Origin of the sequence: Massilia sp. Se16.2.3 (genome assembly GCF_014171595.1) — a bacterium.
Classification (GTDB): domain Bacteria; phylum Pseudomonadota; class Gammaproteobacteria; order Burkholderiales; family Burkholderiaceae_D; genus Telluria.
This window is the reverse complement of sequence record NZ_CP050451.1, coordinates 1,953,171-1,970,614: the sequence shown is the minus strand read 5'-3', so window position 1 is coordinate 1,970,614 and position 17,444 is coordinate 1,953,171. Positions and strand designations below refer to the sequence as shown.

At 62.3% G+C, this 17,444-nt stretch carries 18 protein-coding genes; 7 read left to right on the top strand and 11 right to left on the bottom strand.

Features of this window, described 5'->3' with window-relative positions; all coding sequences use genetic code 11:
• Positions 1-53: 53 nt before the first annotated feature.
• Together G4G31_RS28185 and G4G31_RS28180 are read right to left on the bottom strand one after the other, a co-directional pair.
• Positions 54-608, bottom strand: coding sequence for a porin (locus tag G4G31_RS28185; protein WP_308602415.1), 555 nt, complete (start codon positions 606-608; stop codon positions 54-56).
• 21 nt (positions 609-629) lie between these two features.
• Positions 630-764, bottom strand: a complete 135-nt coding sequence (locus G4G31_RS28180; protein ID WP_308601819.1) for a hypothetical protein — start codon at positions 762-764, stop codon at positions 630-632.
• A gap of 789 nt (positions 765-1,553) precedes the next feature.
• Here G4G31_RS28180 and G4G31_RS09140 point away from each other — a divergent pair.
• Complete coding sequence (locus G4G31_RS09140; protein WP_182991160.1) at positions 1,554-3,113, top strand: hypothetical protein; 1,560 nt, start codon at positions 1,554-1,556, stop codon at positions 3,111-3,113.
• Between the two features lie 20 nt (positions 3,114-3,133).
• Positions 3,134-3,475 (top strand): hypothetical protein, encoded by a 342-nt coding sequence (locus tag G4G31_RS09135; RefSeq protein ID WP_182991159.1) that lies wholly within the window; start codon positions 3,134-3,136, stop codon positions 3,473-3,475.
• A 564-nt stretch (positions 3,476-4,039) separates the two neighbouring features.
• Here G4G31_RS09135 and G4G31_RS09130 read toward each other — a convergent pair.
• From G4G31_RS09130 to G4G31_RS09110, 5 genes are all read right to left on the bottom strand, one after another.
• Positions 4,040-5,050 (bottom strand): hypothetical protein, encoded by a 1,011-nt coding sequence (locus G4G31_RS09130; RefSeq protein ID WP_182991158.1) that lies wholly within the window; start codon positions 5,048-5,050, stop codon positions 4,040-4,042.
• Between the two features lie 378 nt (positions 5,051-5,428).
• Positions 5,429-6,331: a phospholipase D family protein gene (locus G4G31_RS09125; protein WP_182991157.1), complete on the bottom strand. Its 903-nt coding sequence runs from the start codon at positions 6,329-6,331 to the stop codon at positions 5,429-5,431.
• A gap of 534 nt (positions 6,332-6,865) precedes the next feature.
• On the bottom strand, positions 6,866-8,044 hold the full coding sequence (locus tag G4G31_RS09120; protein ID WP_182991156.1) for an aminotransferase class I/II-fold pyridoxal phosphate-dependent enzyme: 1,179 nt from the start codon (positions 8,042-8,044) through the stop codon (positions 6,866-6,868).
• 106 nt (positions 8,045-8,150) lie between these two features.
• Entirely contained in the window at positions 8,151-8,978 is an 828-nt protein-coding gene (locus G4G31_RS09115; protein ID WP_182991155.1) for an RES family NAD+ phosphorylase, read from the bottom strand.
• Positions 8,971-9,645 (bottom strand): hypothetical protein, encoded by a 675-nt coding sequence (locus tag G4G31_RS09110; RefSeq protein WP_182991154.1) that lies wholly within the window; start codon positions 9,643-9,645, stop codon positions 8,971-8,973. The genes G4G31_RS09115 and G4G31_RS09110 overlap by 8 nt, the downstream gene beginning before the upstream one ends.
• A 331-nt stretch (positions 9,646-9,976) precedes the next feature.
• Here G4G31_RS09110 and G4G31_RS09105 point away from each other — a divergent pair, with 331 nt between their 5' ends.
• The 5 genes from G4G31_RS09105 (at position 9,977) to yidD (ending at position 13,019) form a co-directional block, all read left to right on the top strand.
• Positions 9,977-10,843, top strand: coding sequence for an A24 family peptidase (locus G4G31_RS09105; RefSeq protein ID WP_182991153.1), 867 nt, complete (start codon positions 9,977-9,979; stop codon positions 10,841-10,843).
• Between the two features lies 1 nt (position 10,844).
• A complete protein-coding gene (coaE, locus tag G4G31_RS09100) occupies positions 10,845-11,495 on the top strand; it encodes a dephospho-CoA kinase (protein WP_182991152.1) in 651 nt (216 codons plus the stop codon).
• 64 nt (positions 11,496-11,559) lie between these two features.
• Positions 11,560-12,315 carry a cell division protein ZapD gene (gene zapD / locus G4G31_RS09095; protein WP_182991151.1) on the top strand — a complete coding sequence of 252 codons (756 nt, stop codon included), beginning with the start codon at positions 11,560-11,562 and terminating at the stop codon, positions 12,313-12,315.
• Positions 12,316-12,345: 30 nt separating this feature from the next.
• On the top strand, positions 12,346-12,534 hold the full coding sequence (yacG, locus tag G4G31_RS09090; RefSeq protein ID WP_182991150.1) for a DNA gyrase inhibitor YacG: 189 nt from the start codon (positions 12,346-12,348) through the stop codon (positions 12,532-12,534).
• A gap of 2 nt (positions 12,535-12,536) precedes the next feature.
• Positions 12,537-13,019: a membrane protein insertion efficiency factor YidD gene (yidD, locus tag G4G31_RS09085; protein WP_182991149.1), complete on the top strand. Its 483-nt coding sequence runs from the start codon at positions 12,537-12,539 to the stop codon at positions 13,017-13,019.
• 179 nt (positions 13,020-13,198) lie between these two features.
• On the opposite strand, the gene G4G31_RS09080 is transcribed toward yidD, so the two are convergent.
• The 4 genes from G4G31_RS09080 to argJ form a co-directional block, all read right to left on the bottom strand.
• Positions 13,199-14,500, bottom strand: a complete 1,302-nt coding sequence (locus G4G31_RS09080) for a D-amino acid dehydrogenase (protein ID WP_182991148.1) — start codon at positions 14,498-14,500, stop codon at positions 13,199-13,201.
• 32 nt (positions 14,501-14,532) lie between these two features.
• Positions 14,533-14,943, bottom strand: a complete 411-nt coding sequence (locus tag G4G31_RS09075; protein ID WP_182991147.1) for an NUDIX domain-containing protein — start codon at positions 14,941-14,943, stop codon at positions 14,533-14,535.
• 263 nt (positions 14,944-15,206) lie between these two features.
• Positions 15,207-16,094 carry an ATP-binding protein gene (locus tag G4G31_RS09070; protein ID WP_182991146.1) on the bottom strand — a complete coding sequence of 296 codons (888 nt, stop codon included), beginning with the start codon at positions 16,092-16,094 and terminating at the stop codon, positions 15,207-15,209.
• A 13-nt stretch (positions 16,095-16,107) separates the two neighbouring features.
• Positions 16,108-17,346 (bottom strand): bifunctional glutamate N-acetyltransferase/amino-acid acetyltransferase ArgJ, encoded by a 1,239-nt coding sequence (gene argJ, locus G4G31_RS09065; protein ID WP_182991145.1) that lies wholly within the window; start codon positions 17,344-17,346, stop codon positions 16,108-16,110.
• Positions 17,347-17,444 lie beyond the last annotated feature (98 nt).

Here is a 17,444-nt window from a genome sequence, read left to right as displayed (position 1 = left end):
GTCATGTGTCCGTACACCGCATACAGGTCGGTGCGCTTCGAGAGGTTGTACTTTTAGCCGAGAGCGAACTGGTGCGCGTCCTGATTGAAGCGGGTGCGGTCGTTCCTGCCGATCCAGGAAGCCATCAGTGTGTGCGCGCCGTACGGCACGGTCAGGCCGACCAGCACATCACAGCTGTCGGTCGAAAAAACGGGTAGTGTCGCGTAGCCGAAGGGATTGGCTGTATTGCGCGGCATCGCGCTGTTCAAACCCTTGTTGATGGCGTAGGCGAGGTGCACCCGGTTGCTGCCGATGTCGTAGGTGCCTCCGACTACGAGGTTGCGCGCGTTTCCGGTGTTTTTCAGGGTCGCGGTATCGTTGTTGTGGTAGCCAACGCGCAGCATCAACGGACCGTTGCGATAGCTCAGGCCGCGGCCGAACTGACGCCCCGCTTTGTTGTCGTTTACCACCTCGCCAGGCGCATACACCACTTCGGCGATGACGCCCGATACCGCTGGCGAAGTGTACTTGATGGTATTGTCCATGCGGCCGGGGCCGTTGTCGGTCGGGATCATCAAGTTCTTGCTGTCACCCGCGTAGCCAGAGCCGAAGGGATCAAGCGCGGCCACCGCCAAGTATTGCGGCGTGTACTAGCGTTCCAGCGTCACCATGCCGAAGCCGCCCTGCGGGCCAACGTAGGCCTTGCGGCCGAACAGCAGCCCACCCTGCCCCATGACCCCGGCATCGGCCTGGAAGCCACTCTCCAGCAGGAACAGCGCCAACATGCCGTTACCGGTGTCCTCGGTGCCCTTGAACCCAGGCGCGAGCCGGTGCTAACGCCGCTGCTGATCTTCGTGACCGAGCTGGCCGTGCCGCCGCTTTCTCGGACTAGGGCCACGTCGACCAGGACGTAGACCGCAACGCTCGATTGCGCCCATGCGCCGCCCGAGGTCGCGCACAGTACCGATAGTGCTGCAATACTTCTTTTCATCTGTGTTTCCTTCGTGTCTGGATAAAAAGCCGCATAGGATATGCAAGGACTGCGTTGACAGGCTTCCGATTCGACGCCGACGGCACGCGTGAGTATTTCGCCTTCTTGGCCAGCACGCAATTCGGGCCCGGCGATCTTTTTGTCTTCGAGATCTGCGCGGTCGGTGTACCGTGACGCCAATGGCGCCGTCACCGCCGTCGGCAATCCGGTGGACACGGCACCGACAAAAAAAGGACCGGTTAATTTGAGTCAGGCCGGATGTTCGTCCGCACGCCCCCTACTTGCCGCTGGTCTCGAGCCGGTAACAGGCTGTCTTTTCCTGACCGAACACCCCAAGCTGGCTTAGCACGTAGTGGCAAACTGCGGAGTTTATGAGAAGAAGTGCTGCAGAGCGCGTGAGAAGAGATAGAAAAAGCGCCTAAACCTACCGGACAGCTCGCCAGCCAAAGCTGCGCTCACACTACAGCGAACACATCACCCTGTCCCTGTTAAAAAAAATCCCGTTTGAGCGTAAGGATCGTTCTGGCATCCTGAATTCAGTCCTGGACTTTACCCGGGAATTCCGAACTCAAGAAGGGAAGCCATGCAGTCAAATGCCATGAAATCAATGCTGCTGTATCAGATCGCCAAGCTGCCTCACCTCAAGGACAAAGGCCTCTGTCGCGAGTATATGCTCGGCAGAGAGTACGCCGAGCATCGTATCGGCCGAATCGTCGGTCGCAAGTCGTCAAGCGTGCTGCAGTTCCTGCTGGATCACCTCACCGAGGACGAACGCACTCGCATGTTCCCAGGCGATTTCGACCTGGGCAATATGAATTCGTCGTCGCCGGCCACCATCGGCGCGCTCAAGAACGAACTGGAGCCGGACGAGAACTGCAGGACAACCGGTCCGGAGAACTTCTTTAGAGACGCCCGCAAAAAGGTTCCGGTCCTCACTGGACACGCGCTAGGCGACTACATGGAGCAGGATGCGCGCAAGACCTTGAAAGTGCTCAAGCTGCTTTACCAGATGAACGCAGCAAGCCCGGTTCAGTTGTTTGCGTTCCTGACTCCTCCTGGCGACGATAACGCGGCGTCGTTCGAAGTGGCTACTTCCTACCCGGTCAAGGATGAGAAGGCCGTTGCCGGGACCGCTTTGCTCGCTGATCTGATTACGCAGCTGGCGGTCGAACTGCCGGCGGAAAGGCGCGAAGAGATCGAAGACTTGTACATCGCGTTGCGAGAGAAGGTTGACAAGATAGAGAACGCCTTGTTCAGTGCCGCGGCCCAGCGCTCGGGTGGCGACTTCGCGCGCCTCGAAAAAATGCTGGCGCTGGTGCGCGATATGCTCGCCCGCCAGGCGACCACCGACGATATCGAAGCCAAGCCCGCGTTCGTCCCACTTGACGAGCAACTTTGCCTGCATTGCCATGGACTGGAATTTCTTAACTATGCTCAGGCGCAGCGCGAGTTGACCGAGAAGATGACGCCGACGGTCAAAGTCAAACCACCCACCGGGAAACTGGCCATCCTCGATGGGGCCGTACGCGCTCGCACCGGAGACAGTGCACGCTATCCAAAACTGCCGCTCTCGATGTTCGTGGCGTTTGCACACGCAAATGCAGAAACTTTCATCACCATTTTGTCGGACTACCTGGGCCACGAAATCCGGGCCGTGCACTACGTTAAGGCTATTCCGTTGGCGCTGAATCTACTCGAGATATGGGTCGCGTTCGGCCGCGCGGACGGTCTTCGCGCTCTCGCCAGCGACGCACCGCTCCAGCCTACGTCCATGCTCGCTGCGCTGGCCGCCGTGTGCCACCAGTTGTGCCATCCGACGCGTTACCGGCCCTACTGGCAAGGGCAGCCCAACGACCGCGGCAACGTCATTACGGCGTTGGAGAAGATCGACATTCGCAACGCCAAGACGAGGGTGCCGGAAGGCGTCATGCGCTTTTGGGACCACCATCTCAAGTGGCACGCACACGCTCTGTATGGCCAGCTGTCAATCTACGAGCACAAGCTCGCGATTACACAATACCTGGTCGCGGCACTCGAGCATCCGGTGCGCTGCCATAACACAGACTTGCTTCGTCGACGTCTCGACGACCATGTGAAGCTGGCCGCACAGGCGGCAAACATTCTCGACCGCGGGCTCGACTAATCACCAAGGAGGACTACATCATGCGCATTGAAGCACACTGCCCGGACGGCACCGATCGCAATTGCCACGGCACCGTGACCATAGATCTGCCGTACACCAGGCTCACTGACGAGAACATCGAGCCGGAGTGGGTCGGGGATGAATTCGACGGAGAGCTCGAAAGGGTGACGATCACGCCGCCGGCCGACCCGCAGTGGCTGACCGAAAACGCGCCTTGGCTCAGTGAGTGCGAAGTCGACAGCATTAACACCGATGGATTCTTTGTACTCGAGGCGAGCAACTTCCCGGCCCACGATAGCTGCCCGGCTTGCGGATCGTCAGAAACGTATGATCGCGAGGGAAACAACATCACCGCCCTCTGAGGATAGTCTTAACCGCGCCAGGTAACGGCTGGCGCGGCTAAGCTCCGGCGCCGGGGAATCAACGGATGAGAGTGCGAGACATGCCTGAAACCTACGGCAACTGCAAGTTCTCATTGCAGGATATGTTCCACTGGCTGGAAGCGTACCTCAGATCCTCTTCAAGGGCAGCCGAGCAAGTCGGCTACTTGAACTGGGCTTCACGTCCTGCTGACTGCGTCGCGTCTTGCGTTCGGATTGGCAATCTTCTCCTCCTCGCATTTCAAAAAATGCGAGGTTTTATGAGAATATGCACTGCGAGGTATCCGAGAAATGGTGGCCGTTTCGAGGGGAACTACTGCGAGATGTCGTGAGTCCCTACATATCGCCGGTGTAGGTGCTCAGAATACTTCACAATGCCTGAAAAACTTCAGTGAATTCGCGGTGTTCTCACGTAGCTCGTAGTAGCTTTATCTACTATCAGACGTAGAGCTACTGCGCAGTAACTCACTCTCCAAAATATTTATTTGCTGCTACTGTAAAGAGCGTCATTTGGTTGTACGGATCGGTCCAATCTGCCTTGCGATGCTAATCGCTCAAGGATGCCTTCCCAATATCGTTGAGTGCCGCGCATATTTCGTCTGCCGTAGCCGCCCCTGCAGCAATCTTTATCGCCGTAGCGGTTTTGAATGGCGCTTCCTTATGACAGCGTTCGGCGAACCGTACAAAATTCTTGTCTGCGGAGAGGACGGAGTCAACTTCCGCTAAATGCGACGCGAGAAGAGAATCACCTGGGGTACCCGAGGTCACTTTATACCAGCGCTGCAAGTATTCAAACGCGCCACGCAACCACTGCCGTTTCATATTCTCGGCTTTGACCTCGTAATACCAGAAGCTCTTAAAGCTCTGTGAATCCCAAAGCATTTCTATGTGATCAACTTCGCCATCAATCCATTCCCGGTAGGGACTCGTGTAATACATCAGCTCAGATGTCCATATATAGCACGCCCCGGCCCGCCAGTATTCAACTGGATGGGCCCAAGAATCATCGGGCGGAGCGTAGTAGACGCTCGTCAGCGGTATCTCGGCCTCTTGGGGCTTATATTGCGTTTTGACGATTTCGCGTAGCGCGATTGCCTCCCTACGCGCTGCATCGACTTCTGTAGCGCCACGCATCGATTCATCGGTCACTGGAGGAGCGATGTCGAGCCGCGCACGCTCCCAAAAGCCTCCTTTTACACGTGTCCAGCTATATTTCAGTCGATTGACCTCTTTCATATTTGGGTTTTCCCGAAGCCATTTAGGACGCAAGCGGCGGACTTCGCTTTTGAAGTCTTCTGCCTCCGAATATGCTTCTGGCATAAGCCGGTTCAGTCGAGGGTCGGCCGCTAATCTCAGCATAGCCTTCCTTGTTGCATCGTCCTTCAACTCTCTTATTTCGAAAACTGTACCAGGGGCTACAGAAATTGCCACGCGATTTTCTTGCGCGACCGACATTACTCGTTCAAATCCTCCAAAATCGGAAAGATATCGCCATAAATTGGTATCGAGCATTACTGTTTTTTGAACACGAGTGCGTTGATTCTTGGCTCTAGGCATGGCTGCTTACTTACTTATGGATCGTCTGACCGGATGAACTTGAGGACGTATCTTAGCCGAAAAGGCTGAGCTTCCCCGTTGGGGGTGCAGCACCAACACAGATTGTGCAAGCGGGCACTAAGATCCCTAGCTCATGCCTCCGCCGCTACCGCGCTAGCCTGGGAAGTGAGCGGGGCATCATTGCCGCCAGCATTGCGGGACATGCGCCCCCCACGGAAGCGATTCGGAGGCGGCTCAATGCCGCGCCTTGGCGGCGTAGGGATCTCCGGCCTTCACACCTGGAACACGCGCATCCGTCGCTACCGGCGCTGGCATCGATTCTCCGTCGAACGCTGGCAAGACGGACAATGGCGCAAACTCTCAGGCCCACCGTACAGGTCATCCCCAAGGTTGCACCGACAATGCTCGTGTCGCCGCACGTCGGACATCGCGCGAGAATGATGGCGAGCGAGAGATCGTTTCCAGCAGAGTGACGACGCTCGCAACGGTTTCCAAACGCTTTTGTGTTCCAAATCGACCGACGATCCACTCGTCGGTTGCCGGGCCGCGCGCTTCACCGTCACCGGCAGAGTGATCTCGTCCCGAGCCCGCTTGGTTCAAGAGGAGGTGGCATGCCCAAGTCGCTATCTTGCCGAGCCGGCGATTGTCGACGCTGGGCAGTTCGACCTTCAACAAAGCGAAGACCTCGGGCTTCACGGCACGCAAACGATCGTCTGCGTCGATCTGCTCTTCCAATAAGCTGAAAGGATCGATGTCAAAGGAAGGAATGGTCGAGACAGCGCTGGGAACGACGTCTTCGGGCATCGTACGATTACGGAATTCCCACCTTGCCTCTGCCACGGCGAGATCGCGTTCGGTTATCGGTGTCGCCTGCATCCATTGTCGATCGAACCATGTGGTCATCCTTTGATAGTCGGGCGTGGATGGGGGCACAAAATATCCGGCCTCGATCGTACCGCTAGAATCGGCTCCTTCAGCACCCAAACCATTGGTCGACATATTTGCCGATGACACCACTGCCCCTGCCGACCCGATCACCACCTTGGCATGCAGACCGTTGAGTTTCAAAGTGACACAATTTTCTCGATCGAGCAGAGATCTGATCACTGACGGGTTACATGCACCTGATTCCAGGTCACAGATGATCTTGCAAGCGCCCCGTAGTCGATAGTCGGCGCCGGCGCCCCAAAACGCGACCGCCAACCTCAGTGGCTGAGAAATTTCCTCATCCATCAACGCTTGAATCTTTTGCGCGATATCTCTACCCGATTCTAAAAACATCTACTACCTCCGTGATTTGGCTGCTCGGTTCTGTCTTGCCTCGCTCATTTAGCTGAACACAGCAATCGTGTCAGGACGTATCGGTCTCGAGGATCGTTGGGTCGATCGTGTCCCAGTGTGAGCAGCGCGAATCGAACCTTTCGTATAGCCGAGCTACTCACCTGTTCTCACCGTAGCTCCGCTACACAAAGCGGTGAGGACGCGTCGATGTTCGCATGCTTCGGTGCCAGATTGCATGCTTCCCGCCGCCGTAGTTGAAAAACTGCGAGGTTTTATGAGAAAAAATGTTGCGAGATACCTGAGAAGTACTTTTGAACGAGCGGGCGGCTACTGCGAAGTATTCTGAGAACCTACAACACTTGCGGGAAATGGAGGCCGAGCCGCTGGGCTCGGCCTTTTTTTTAACGGCGAGCCACCTGGACACAAGGACGGAACAGGCCACGATCCGCCCGCTCCGGTCGTCAATGCGTTCGATGATGGCGCGCAAACGACGGGCGCGATGGGCCGCTGGCGGGCGCCGCCAGCCGCGGCCGCTCAGGCGCTGTGCAGACCCGCCATGAACGTTCCGAGGCGCCGCACAGCTTCCTGCAGGTTCTCCGCGCTGGTCGCATACGACAGGCGCACGTAACGATCGGCGCCGACATGGCCGAAATCCTTGCCCGGCGTGAGCGCCACATGCACCTCTTCCGGGGCGCGCTCGCAGAATTCCCGTGCCGTGAGGCCCGTTCCGCTCACATCGAAATACACGTAGAAGGCGCCGTCCGGCGGCACCGGCACCGGCAGGCCGATGCCAGCGAGACCTGCGAGCACCAGCGCGCGGCGGCGGGCGAACTCGACCCGGCGCGCTTCGCAGACGTCCAGCGATTCGGCCGTGAAGCAGGCCAGCGCCGCGCCCTGCGACAGGGTTGATGGGCAAATATAGTAGTTCTGCGCCAGGCGCTCCATGGTCGGCACCATTGCTTCCGGCACCACCGTCCAGCCCAGGCGCCAGCCGGTCATGCCGAAATACTTCGAGAAGCTGTTGATGACGATGGCGCCGTCGTCGAAGGCCAGCACCGTCTGCGGCGGCCGGCCGGCTTCGTCGCGGTCGCCCAGGTTCAGGTAGATCTCGTCGACGATGCGCCAGGCGCCGTGCTCTCGCGCCCAGTCGCAGATGGCGCGCAATTCGGAAGGGCTTACCGAGGTGCCGGTCGGGTTGGAGGGAGTGGCGATCATCAGCCCGCGGGTCTGCGCCGTCCAGTTGGCACGCACGCTGTCGCGGCTGAGCTGGAAGCGGCTGGCGGCATCGGTCGCGACCAGTTTCACCCGGGCGCCGAAGCTGCTGAGGAACTGGCGGTTGCATGGATACGAAGGGTCGCCGACGATGACTTCGTCGCCGGCATCGACCAGCGCCGCCGTCACCAGCAGCAACGCCGCCGAGGCCCCGGCGGTGACGATGATCCGGTTCGGATCGATCGTCACGCCATGCTCGCGCAGGTAGAAGCCGGCAATCGCCGCACGCAGGGCCGGCGTGCCGAGCGCCGCGGTATAGGGCAGCGCGCCGCCGACGAGCTCGCGCGCGGCCTCCAGCACGGCGGGCGGCGGGCCGAAATCGGGCTCGCCCAGGCTGAGCTTGATGACCCGGTGTCCCTGCGCCTCCGGGACCGCGGCGCGTTTGCCGAATTCCATGGCGAAGAAGGGATCGATGGACTGGGCGCGTTGGGATAGTTTCATGTCGATATCGGGTAAAGAAGGTGCCGCTGAAAAACGTGCGGGGAGTGAATCAGGTGTGCTGCATTCTACTGTCCCCTGCCGGCGCCTGCTCGGCGCGCCCGCGACGCTAGCTGCGGCCCGGCACGATATCGACGCCGATCTGCTCGGCCAGCGCCAGCAGCTCGCCATAGGCTTGCGGATCGTTCGCCAGGCTGCGCGAGGGCGCGCTCTGGCGCAGCAGCCCCTCACCGACGCGGTCGCCGAACAGGACGACGGCACGGGCGCTGTCGTCCTGGCGCGAAATCCAGCACAGCCCCTGTACCTGCGGGTGGGCGGCATGGATCGCTTCGGCCCACAGGCGCGTGGTCGGATACTGGTCTTTCTCGGTGTCGATCAACTGGCTGCGCAGTGCGCCGAGCTTGCGCAAGGCGCGGCTGCCGAGGTCGGCCAGCAGCAGGTCTTCGCTCGCGTCGAATTGCGAATGCACCTGGCCGGCGAGCTTGCCCTTGTCATAGAACTTGAAGCCCGGTGCGAAGGGAACGTCGTGGAACACCGATTCCATCGCCGCGCAGGCAAAGCTGGCGCCGCCATACAGGGTGGGAATCGGTCTGCCGGCGGCATCCTTGACCGGACTGAAGCGCGCGTTGCCCTTCAGGCCAGGGTTGAATTCGACGGCGCCGTAGGCGTCGGCATGCACGCGATGGAGGATGCTGCCTGCCGGCCAGCGCGTGGTCGACAGGTGCAGGGTGGGCGGCGGCGCGATGGCCACGCCCGGGATGACGGCCTTCCCGTCCGGACCTGGTTCAGGAACGCCTGACAAACCGTCATGGCTGCGTTGCAGCGCCTTGCCGTACGAGTGGACTGTCTTCGTCGCTGCGCCTTGCTCTGACAGTTTGTCAGGCGTTCCAAGACCCGGCTTGCGCGCGTCCGGCCTGGCGGCCGGCCGTTTAACCATGCGCCACGCCGGCCACTTCGTCGGCGGCAGCCGCGATCACGCGCTCGGGGTCGGTGGCGATCAGCTCGCGCGGAGCTTTGCCACCAAGAAAACTGTTTGCGGACATGAACCAATACGACAGCCCCCAGGCATCCTTGGTGTCGCCGAAGGTCTTGATGAGCTGTGCCAGCGCCTTGCGCGGCCGGTAGCCGGCCTGCGGGTCGAGGCCGTAGCTGGGGAAATAATCGATGCCGTTGTGGCGGATCGCAAAGATGCTGCGCTCGCGCTTCCATTTATTGGGCTGGGCGCTGGTGTTGGTGGTGCTGAAGCCTGCCGCCGAGGCGATCTCGGCCGCCGTCATCCAGTCGCCGCTGTCGATCACGGCGGTGCGCGCCCGCGCCAGCATGGCCGCTTCGCGCAATTCGTTCGGCGTCGGCGGCGCCTTCGGCACCAGCGCCTCGACGATCGCTTCGAGCGATGCGCGGTGGTGCTTGCCGACGATGGTTTTCACGAGGTCGGCTATGCTGGCAAACGTTTCCGCGATCGCCGCCGCTTCGCGCGGTGTGACGTGGGTGATGGCGACCGCCACCGCCTGTTTTGGATCGACCTGGTGCAGGCGCCGGCCGACCTCGTCGGGGTCGCCCGCCAGGGCCGAGATACCGGGGCCCTCGTATTCCAGTGTGCGCATGCTCCCTCCTGCTGAGATTAGATCGGTTCGATCACCCTCATCATAACCCACATAACCTATTTTAACTACAGTTTATGCAGGCATGCGTCAAGGATGGCATGCAGGCGGGCAGGAAAACAGGCAAGTACCCATGCTGCCCTGTCGGTACAAAACCGCCCAGGTGCACGCGTCGGCAAGGAATACAGCCTGGCCTACCTCGCAAGCCTGGCGCATCCATGCGACATACGTGGCAGCGGCGGCGCCCGCAAGCGACGGCGGCTTCGCCAAAACGGCCGAAAACCCCTAAAATAGATTGATCTACGGAACCATTCATCTTTTCGGAAGCCAGCCTTTGGAAACTCTTCTCTTCGCCGACCCGGCATCGTTTGGCCCTACCCTGGTGGCCGGCCTGTTCGGCCTCCTGATCGGCAGCTTCCTGAACGTGGTGATCCACCGCGTGCCGAAGATGATGCAGCGCGAATCGGACAATTATGTCGCCCACGAGAGCGGCAAGGAATTGCCGCACACGGACCGCTACAACCTGATGGTGCCACGCTCGGCCTGCCCGCACTGCGGCCACCAGATCAGCGCGCTCGAGAACATTCCCGTGGTCAGCTGGCTGGCGCTGCGCGGCAAATGCCGCAACTGCAAGGCGCCGATCTCGCCGCGCTACCCGGCCGTCGAACTGCTGACCGGGATACTGTCGGCCCTGCTGGTCTGGACCTTCGGCAGCGGCATCGCCGGCCTGGCGACGCTGCTGTTCCTCTACCTGCTCATTGCGATGACCTTCATCGACTTCGACACCCAGCTGCTGCCCGACGACCTCACCTACCCGCTGCTGTGGGCGGGCCTGCTGGTCAACCTGAACGGGACCTTCGTGCCGCTGCGCGACGCCGTCATTGGCGCGGCCGCCGGCTACCTGGTGCTGTGGAGCGTGTACTGGATCTTCAAGCTGGTGCGCGGCAAGGAAGGCATGGGCTATGGCGACTTCAAGCTGCTGGCCGCGCTCGGCGCCTGGCTCGGCTGGCAGATGCTGCCGGCCATCATCCTGCTGTCCTCGGTGGTGGGCGCTGTCGTCGGCATCAGCCTGATCGTGTTCGCTCGCCGCGGCCGCGACAATCCGATCCCGTTCGGGCCCTACCTGGCAGCCGCCGGCCTGATCGCCCTGCTCTACGGGCCGCAACTGACGGCCGGCCTGCAGCAGTTCCTGGCGGCCTGACATGCCCCCTGCGACCGCTCCCACCGCTTTTTCCGTCGGCCTGACCGGCGGCATCGGTTGCGGCAAGACGACCGTGGCCGACATGTTCGGCGCGCTCGGCGCGACGCTTGTCGACACCGACCAGATCGCCCACGCCCTCACCGCGCCGCACGGCGCCGCCATGCCGGCCCTGCTGGCCGAGTTCGGCGACGGCTTCGCCACGCCCGAGGGTGCCCTCGACCGCGCGAAGATGCGCGAGCTGGTGTTTGCCGACCCGGGCGCCCGCGCCCGCCCGGAAGCGATCCTGCATCCGCGTATCCGCGAGGCCACCGCGGCGTCCGCGGCCCTTGCCACCGGTCCCTATGTCATCTACGTGGTGCCGCTCCTGATCGAGTCCGGCACCTGGCGCGAACGCGTGACGCGGGTGCTGGCGATCGACTGCAGCGAAGCGACGCAGGTGGCGCGCGTGATGGCAAGGAATGGCTTATCCGAAGCTCAAGTGCGCGCCATCATGGCGGCGCAGGTGACGCGCGAACAGCGCCTGGCGGCGGCCGACGACGTGGTCGTCAACGACAACGGCATCGATGCGCTGGCGCCCCAGGTGGAGCGCCTGCATGCCTTTTACCTGGCCGAGGCCGCCCGCCTGTCCGCTACAACGCAGCGGAGTTTGTAATTTTGCTGCGCATGGTTCAGAATCACGGAGTTGCTCGCCAGCCCACATTCAGGGGAATGTCACTTTGATCGTCTACGAATATCCTTTCAACGAGCGCATTCGCACGTTGTTGCGGCTGGAGGACCTGTACGAGAAATTCAAGTTCTTCGTACAACAGGACCATCCGATGCAGCACCACGTCGCGCTCGCGACGATCTTCGACATGCTGGAAGTGGCCGGCCGCGCCGACCTGAAGTCCGACCTGCTGCAGGAAATCGAACGTCAAAAGCAGAGCCTGCTCACCTACCGCAGCAACCCGGCGGTGGCGGCCGACGCGCTCGACGCCATCCTGTCCGAACTCGACCAGGTCAGCAGCGCCCTCGTGGGCAGCCAGGGCAAGACCGGCCAGAACGTGCGCGACAACGAATGGCTGATGAGCATCCGCGGCCGCACCATCATTCCCGGCGGCGCCTGCGAATTCGACCTGCCTTCGTATTACGCCTGGCAAAAGCGCCCTGCCGAGCAGCGCCACGCCGACATCATGGGCTGGTTCGGGCCGCTGGCGCCGCTGTTCGACGCCCTTGCCCTGGTGCTGCGCCTGCTGCGCGACTCGGGCCGTCCGAGCAAGATGGTCGCGGTCTCCGGCAGCTACCAGCAAATGTTGCAAGGCAAGATCTACCACATGCTGCGCCTCGGCCTGGACGAGTCGCTGGGTGCAATCCCCGAGATTTCCGCCAACAAGTACATGCTGTGGGTGCGCTTCACCAGCCAGGACGGCGACCTCAAGCCGCGCTCGCTGGAAGAAGACGTGCCTTTCGAGCTGACGCTCTGTAATTTCTAAGTTTTCGCGCCGAGTTTAAAAAGTACCGCCATGACCGTTGTAGCCTGCCCCACCTGCGCCAAGAAAGTCGAATGGACGCCTGAGAACAAGTACCGTCCCTTCTGCTCGGAGCGCTGCAAACAGATCGACCTGGGTGCCTGGGCCGAAGAAAAATACACCATCCCGGGTGCCGCGCCGAACGAGTTGCAGGACAATCCGCTCGACGACGAAACGCACTGAGCTTGGCGACCCAGCCCGGATTGCTTGCCAGCCTGGCTTTATCCGCGATCCGCGGCTACCAGCGCTTTCTATCCCCGCATAAAGGGTTTTCCTGCGCCTACCGCTGCGCCACCGGCCAGGCCAGCTGCTCGGCCCATGGCTATCGCGTGATCGAACGGTTCGGTGTGTGGTGGGGTGTGGCGCTGTTGCGGCGCCGCCTGCGCCTGTGCGGCGAGACCCATCGCCGCCGTCCCGTGGTGCCCAATCCGGTGCTGCATCACCAGCGCGGAGTCTGCGATCTCCCCTGCGACGGCGCCTGCCTGCCCGACCTGTCGTGCGACTTGCAGGACCTGTCCTGCAGGAACGCCGATTGGGCCTGCGATGTGTGCCAGTGTGCCGATTGCGGTAACTGCCGCGGCTGCGACGATCCCAAACAGGCCTGGCGCGACTGGCGCGAACGCCGCCGGCTGCGCCGCCAGCGCAGCGAACGGCGCCTGTTCAGGTAGTTAGTAGGGTGGGCACTCCGTGCCCACGCGGTTACGCACGCATCCTTTTGCCCACTGCGACGAGATATCGCTCACATGGCAAGCGAAAACGTTGACGCCTCCGCTCACGAGCGACGATTCGCCGTATGCGATGCGAGGACACGCCCGTACCGCGTGGGCACGGGTGCCCACCCTACGCGTCATGCCGTAACGCTGATCCCGCCCGGCACCAGCACCGGTTTGTTGACGCGGCCGTAGCGGTCCATGAACAGGCCTTCGAGGCCGATTTCCGGCTGGCGTCCCGAAACGATGTCGGCCAGCACGCGGCCGGAACCGCAGGCCATGGTCCAGCCCAGGGTGCCGTGGCCGGTATTGAGGAACAGGTTGCGGTAAGGGGTCGGACCGACCACCGGGGTGCCGTCCGGCGTCATCGGACGCAGGCCGCACCAGAACTCGGCCTTCGACACATCGCCGCCCTGCGGGAACAGGTCGGTGACCGAGTGTTCCAGCGTGTCGCGGCGTGCCTTGTGCAGGGTCAGGTCGTAGCCGGCGAGTTCCGCAGTGCCGCCGACGCGGATACGGTCGCCCAGGCGCGTGATCGCCACCTTGAAGGTCTCGTCCATGACCGTCGATTCCGGCGCACCGGCGGCATCCGTGATCGGCACCGTGATCGAATAGCCCTTGACCGGATAGACCGGAATCCTGATGCCGATCTGTTTCAGGACGAAGGGCGAATAGCTGCCCAGCGCCAGGATGAAGGTATCGGCCTTCAATTCGCCCTGCGAGGTGACCACGCCCGTGACCTTGTCGCCCTCGACGGACAGCCGCTTGATCTCGACGCCGTGGCGGAATTTCACGCCCAGTTCCTTGGCCATCCCGGCCAGCTTCTGGGTGAACTTGAAGCAGTCGCCGGTCTCGTCGTTCGGCAGCAGCAGGCCGCCGACGAACTTGCCGCGCACCTTGGCCAGTGCCGGCTCATAGGCTTCGCAGCCGGCCGGATCGAGCACTTCATAAGGCACGCCGTACTGCTCGAGCACGGCGATGTCGGTGGCGGCGCCGTCCAGCTGCTTCCGGGTGCGGAACAGCTGCAGGGTGCCCTGGCTGCGCTCGTCGTAGGCGATGCTGGTGTCCTTGCGCAGCTGGACGAGGACGTCGCGGCTGTACTCGGCCAGGCGCACCATGCGACCCTTGTTGATCGCATAGCTCTTGTGGTTGCAGTTGGCCAGCATCGAGAGCATCCAGCGCCACTGGTTCGGATCGAGCTTCGGCCGCACGACCAGGGGGCTGTGCTGCATCATCAGCCACTTGACGGCTTTCGCCGGCACGCCGGGACCGGCCCAGGGCGAAGCATAGCCGGGCGAGATCTCGCCGGCGTTGCCATAACTCGTTTCCATGCCGGCGGCCGGCTGGCGGTCGATGACGGTGACATCATGCCCGGACTGGGCCAGGTAATACGCAGTGGTGGTGCCGATGACGCCACTACCCAAGACGATGATTTTCACGAAGATCCTTCAACAGATTGGTTGACTGCTTTTTATCTTGCGTAGCGCAGCTGATCGAGCCACTCGAGCAAGGGAATGGTAGCGGGCAGCAGCGGGGTAACGCCGACTGCCCCTTGCCACGCAAAGGCCTGGCCTTCCAGGCTTTGCGGTTCGCCGCGCCAGTCGCGGCTGATGAAAAAGTGGAGCCGCACATGGGCGTGCTCGTAGACGTGTTCGACCCCGCACCATTCGGTGGCGCTGAGGATCTGCACGCCCAGTTCCTCGACAAACTCGCGCTGCAGCGCGTGAAAAATATCCTCGCCCGGCTCGACTTTACCGCCAGGGAACTCCCAGTAGCCCGCATACGGCTTGCCCGCCGGGCGTTGGCCCAGCAGCACGTCGCCGTTCGGGCGCATCAGGATGCCGACCGCCACATCGATCGGCCGGGTGGTCGCTTGTTGCATGGGCTGGTCCGGTCCGGGAAACCCGATATTGTACGCCAGCCTGGAGCGGCCGGCACGCGGGGTGTTGCGGCGGGCGATACAAAATGGATGAGGGGGATAAGCTTGGCGAATGGTTCGTAGGGTGGGCTCTTGAGCCCACGCGGTATGGCACTGTTGCAAGTCGAATTAAGGTTTGTACCCTAAACGCCCGCCCATACATTTCTATTGTCTCTTCGATATCACTACCGTGCCATACCGCGTGGGCACAGGTGCCCACCCTACGTTCATTGACGATCCGGTTCCGTGGCGAGCTTGCCCGCATAATCCTTCGCAAACTGCCAGGCCACCCTGCCCGAGCGCGAGCCGCGCCCCAGGGCCCATTGCAGCGCCAGCGGCCGTGCCGCCGCGATCTGCTCCGGCGTGCACCCGAAACTGGCCAGCCAGTGCGCCACGATCCCCAGGTAATCGTCCTGCTTGAAGGGGTAGAAGGACAGCCACAGCCCGAAGCGCTCGGACAGCGAAATCTTCTCTTCGACCGTTTCGCCCGGGTGCAGGTCGCCATCGTCCGAGGTCGAATACGCCGCATTGTCCGACATCTTCTCTGGCATCAGGTGGCGCCGGTTCGAGGTCGCGTAGATCAGCACATTGTCCGATTGGGTGGCGATGCTGCCGTCGAGCGCCACCTTCAGCGCCTTGTAGCCGGCCTCGCCTTCCTCGAATGACAGATCGTCGCAGAAGATGATGAAGCGTTCCGGCCTGCTTGCGACGAGGTCGACGATGTCGGGCAGGTCGGCCAGGTCGGCCTTGTCGACTTCGATCAGGCGCAGGCCCTGGCCGGCAAAGCCGTTCAGGCAAGCCTTGATCAGGGAAGACTTGCCGGTGCCGCGTGCGCCCGTCAGCAACACGTTGTTGGCTGGACGGCGCGCCACGAACTGGCGCGTGTTCTGCTCGATCCTGTGCTTCTGCGTTTCGATATGCTGCAGGTCGTCGAAGCGGATGGAGGCCGCATGGGCCACCGGCTGCAGCACATGCCCGCCGCCGGCACGGCGGCGCCAGCGGAAAGCAAAACCGTGCTTCCAGTCCGGCTCGCGCGGCTGGGCCGGCGGCAGCAGCGCCTCGACCCGCGTCACCAGGCCGTCAAGACGCTGGAGTAGCTGGTCGAGCGATGTCATGGCAGCGGCGCGCTTACGAGCGGTAGTCGGCGTTGATGCTGACGTAGTCGTGCGACAGGTCGCAGGTCCAGACGGTGGCCGATGCGTCGCCGCGCTTGAGCGTGACGCGGACCGTGATTTCCGACTGCTTCATCACGCGCTGGCCGTCCGCTTCCTGGTAGTCCGGATTGCGCCCGCCGGCCTTGGCGACCCAGACATCGTCCAGGTACAGATCGAGCTTGGTCACGTCGAGGTCGTCCACGCCGGCATAGCCGACGGCGGCCAGGATGCGGCCCAGGTTCGGGTCGGACGCGAAGAAGGCGGTTTTCACCAGCGGCGAGTGGGCGATCGCGTAGGCGATCTTGCGGCACTCTTCCAGGCTACGGCCCTCTTCCACCGTGATGGTGATGAACTTGGTCGCGCCTTCGCCGTCGCGGATGATCTGCTGCGCCAGGTTGCGCGAAATATCGGTGACGGCATCGCGCAGGGCTTCGTAGTCGGCGCCGGAAGCTTCGTTCACGACCAGGCTGCCGGCGCCGGTGGCGATCAGCATGAAGGAATCGTTGGTCGAGGTGTCGCCGTCGATGGTGATGCTGTTAAACGACTGGTCGGCCGCATACTTCACCAGTTCGTCCAGCACCGGCTGCGCCACTTTCGCATCAAAAGCCAGGTAGCCCAGCATGGTCGCCATGTTCGGCTTGATCATGCCTGCGCCCTTGCTGATGCCGGTCATCGTGACCGTGTGGCCGCCGATGGTGACCGTGCGGGACGCCGCCTTCGGCTGGGTGTCGGTGGTCATGATCGCTTCGGCGGCATTGAACCAGTTATCCGCCGTCAGGCTGTCGACCGCCTGCGGCAGGCCGGCGACGATCTTCGCGAGCGGCAGCGGTTCCAGGATCACGCCGGTCGAAAACGGCAGCACCTGCTGCGCTTCGCAGCCGAGCAGGCGCGCTACTTCCGCGCAGGTGGCCTGCGCATTGGCCAGGCCCGGCTCGCCCGTGCCGGCATTCGCGTTACCCGTGTTGACCACGAGCGCGCGGATCGGCGCGCCGCCATTGCCGACAGCGGCGAGGTTGGCCTTGCTGACCTGCACCGGCGCGGCGCAGAAACGGTTCAGGGTAAACACGCCGGCAACGGTGGCACCGTCGGCCAGCTTCATGACCAGCAGGTCCTTGCGGTTGGGCTTCTTGATGCCGGCTTGGGCAAAGCCGATCTCGAAGCCGGCGACCGGTTTCAGGTCGGCGGCGACGGGCAGGGGGGAATTCACGGCCATGGCGGTTCTCTGGGAATGTTGTCGAATCCGATATTGTACTGCGCGCACCCTGCGATGGGCGCGACCCTGTTCCATGCACCCCACGCCGCGCCGCCGCT

Excerpts from the sequence above, each read along its gene's own strand:
- G4G31_RS09135 (WP_182991159.1), top strand. The coding sequence starts at position 3,134 with ATGCGCATTGAAGCACACTGCCCGGACGGCACCGATCGCAATTGCCAC.
- argJ (WP_182991145.1), bottom strand. The coding sequence starts at position 17,346 with ATGGCCGTGAATTCCCCCCTGCCCGTCGCCGCCGACCTGAAACCGGTC.
- yacG (WP_182991150.1), top strand. The coding sequence starts at position 12,346 with ATGACCGTTGTAGCCTGCCCCACCTGCGCCAAGAAAGTCGAATGGACG.
- G4G31_RS09115 (WP_182991155.1), bottom strand. The coding sequence starts at position 8,978 with ATGGTTAAACGGCCGGCCGCCAGGCCGGACGCGCGCAAGCCGGGTCTT.
- G4G31_RS09075 (WP_182991147.1), bottom strand. The coding sequence starts at position 14,943 with ATGCAACAAGCGACCACCCGGCCGATCGATGTGGCGGTCGGCATCCTG.
- G4G31_RS09110 (WP_182991154.1), bottom strand. The coding sequence starts at position 9,645 with ATGCGCACACTGGAATACGAGGGCCCCGGTATCTCGGCCCTGGCGGGC.
- G4G31_RS09130 (WP_182991158.1), bottom strand. The coding sequence starts at position 5,050 with ATGCCTAGAGCCAAGAATCAACGCACTCGTGTTCAAAAAACAGTAATG.
- G4G31_RS09140 (WP_182991160.1), top strand. The coding sequence starts at position 1,554 with ATGCAGTCAAATGCCATGAAATCAATGCTGCTGTATCAGATCGCCAAG.
- coaE (WP_182991152.1), top strand. The coding sequence starts at position 10,845 with ATGCCCCCTGCGACCGCTCCCACCGCTTTTTCCGTCGGCCTGACCGGC.
- G4G31_RS09120 (WP_182991156.1), bottom strand. The coding sequence starts at position 8,044 with ATGAAACTATCCCAACGCGCCCAGTCCATCGATCCCTTCTTCGCCATG.
- G4G31_RS09070 (WP_182991146.1), bottom strand. The coding sequence starts at position 16,094 with ATGACATCGCTCGACCAGCTACTCCAGCGTCTTGACGGCCTGGTGACG.
- G4G31_RS09125 (WP_182991157.1), bottom strand. The coding sequence starts at position 6,331 with ATGTTTTTAGAATCGGGTAGAGATATCGCGCAAAAGATTCAAGCGTTG.
- G4G31_RS28180 (WP_308601819.1), bottom strand. The coding sequence starts at position 764 with ATGTTGGCGCTGTTCCTGCTGGAGAGTGGCTTCCAGGCCGATGCCGGG.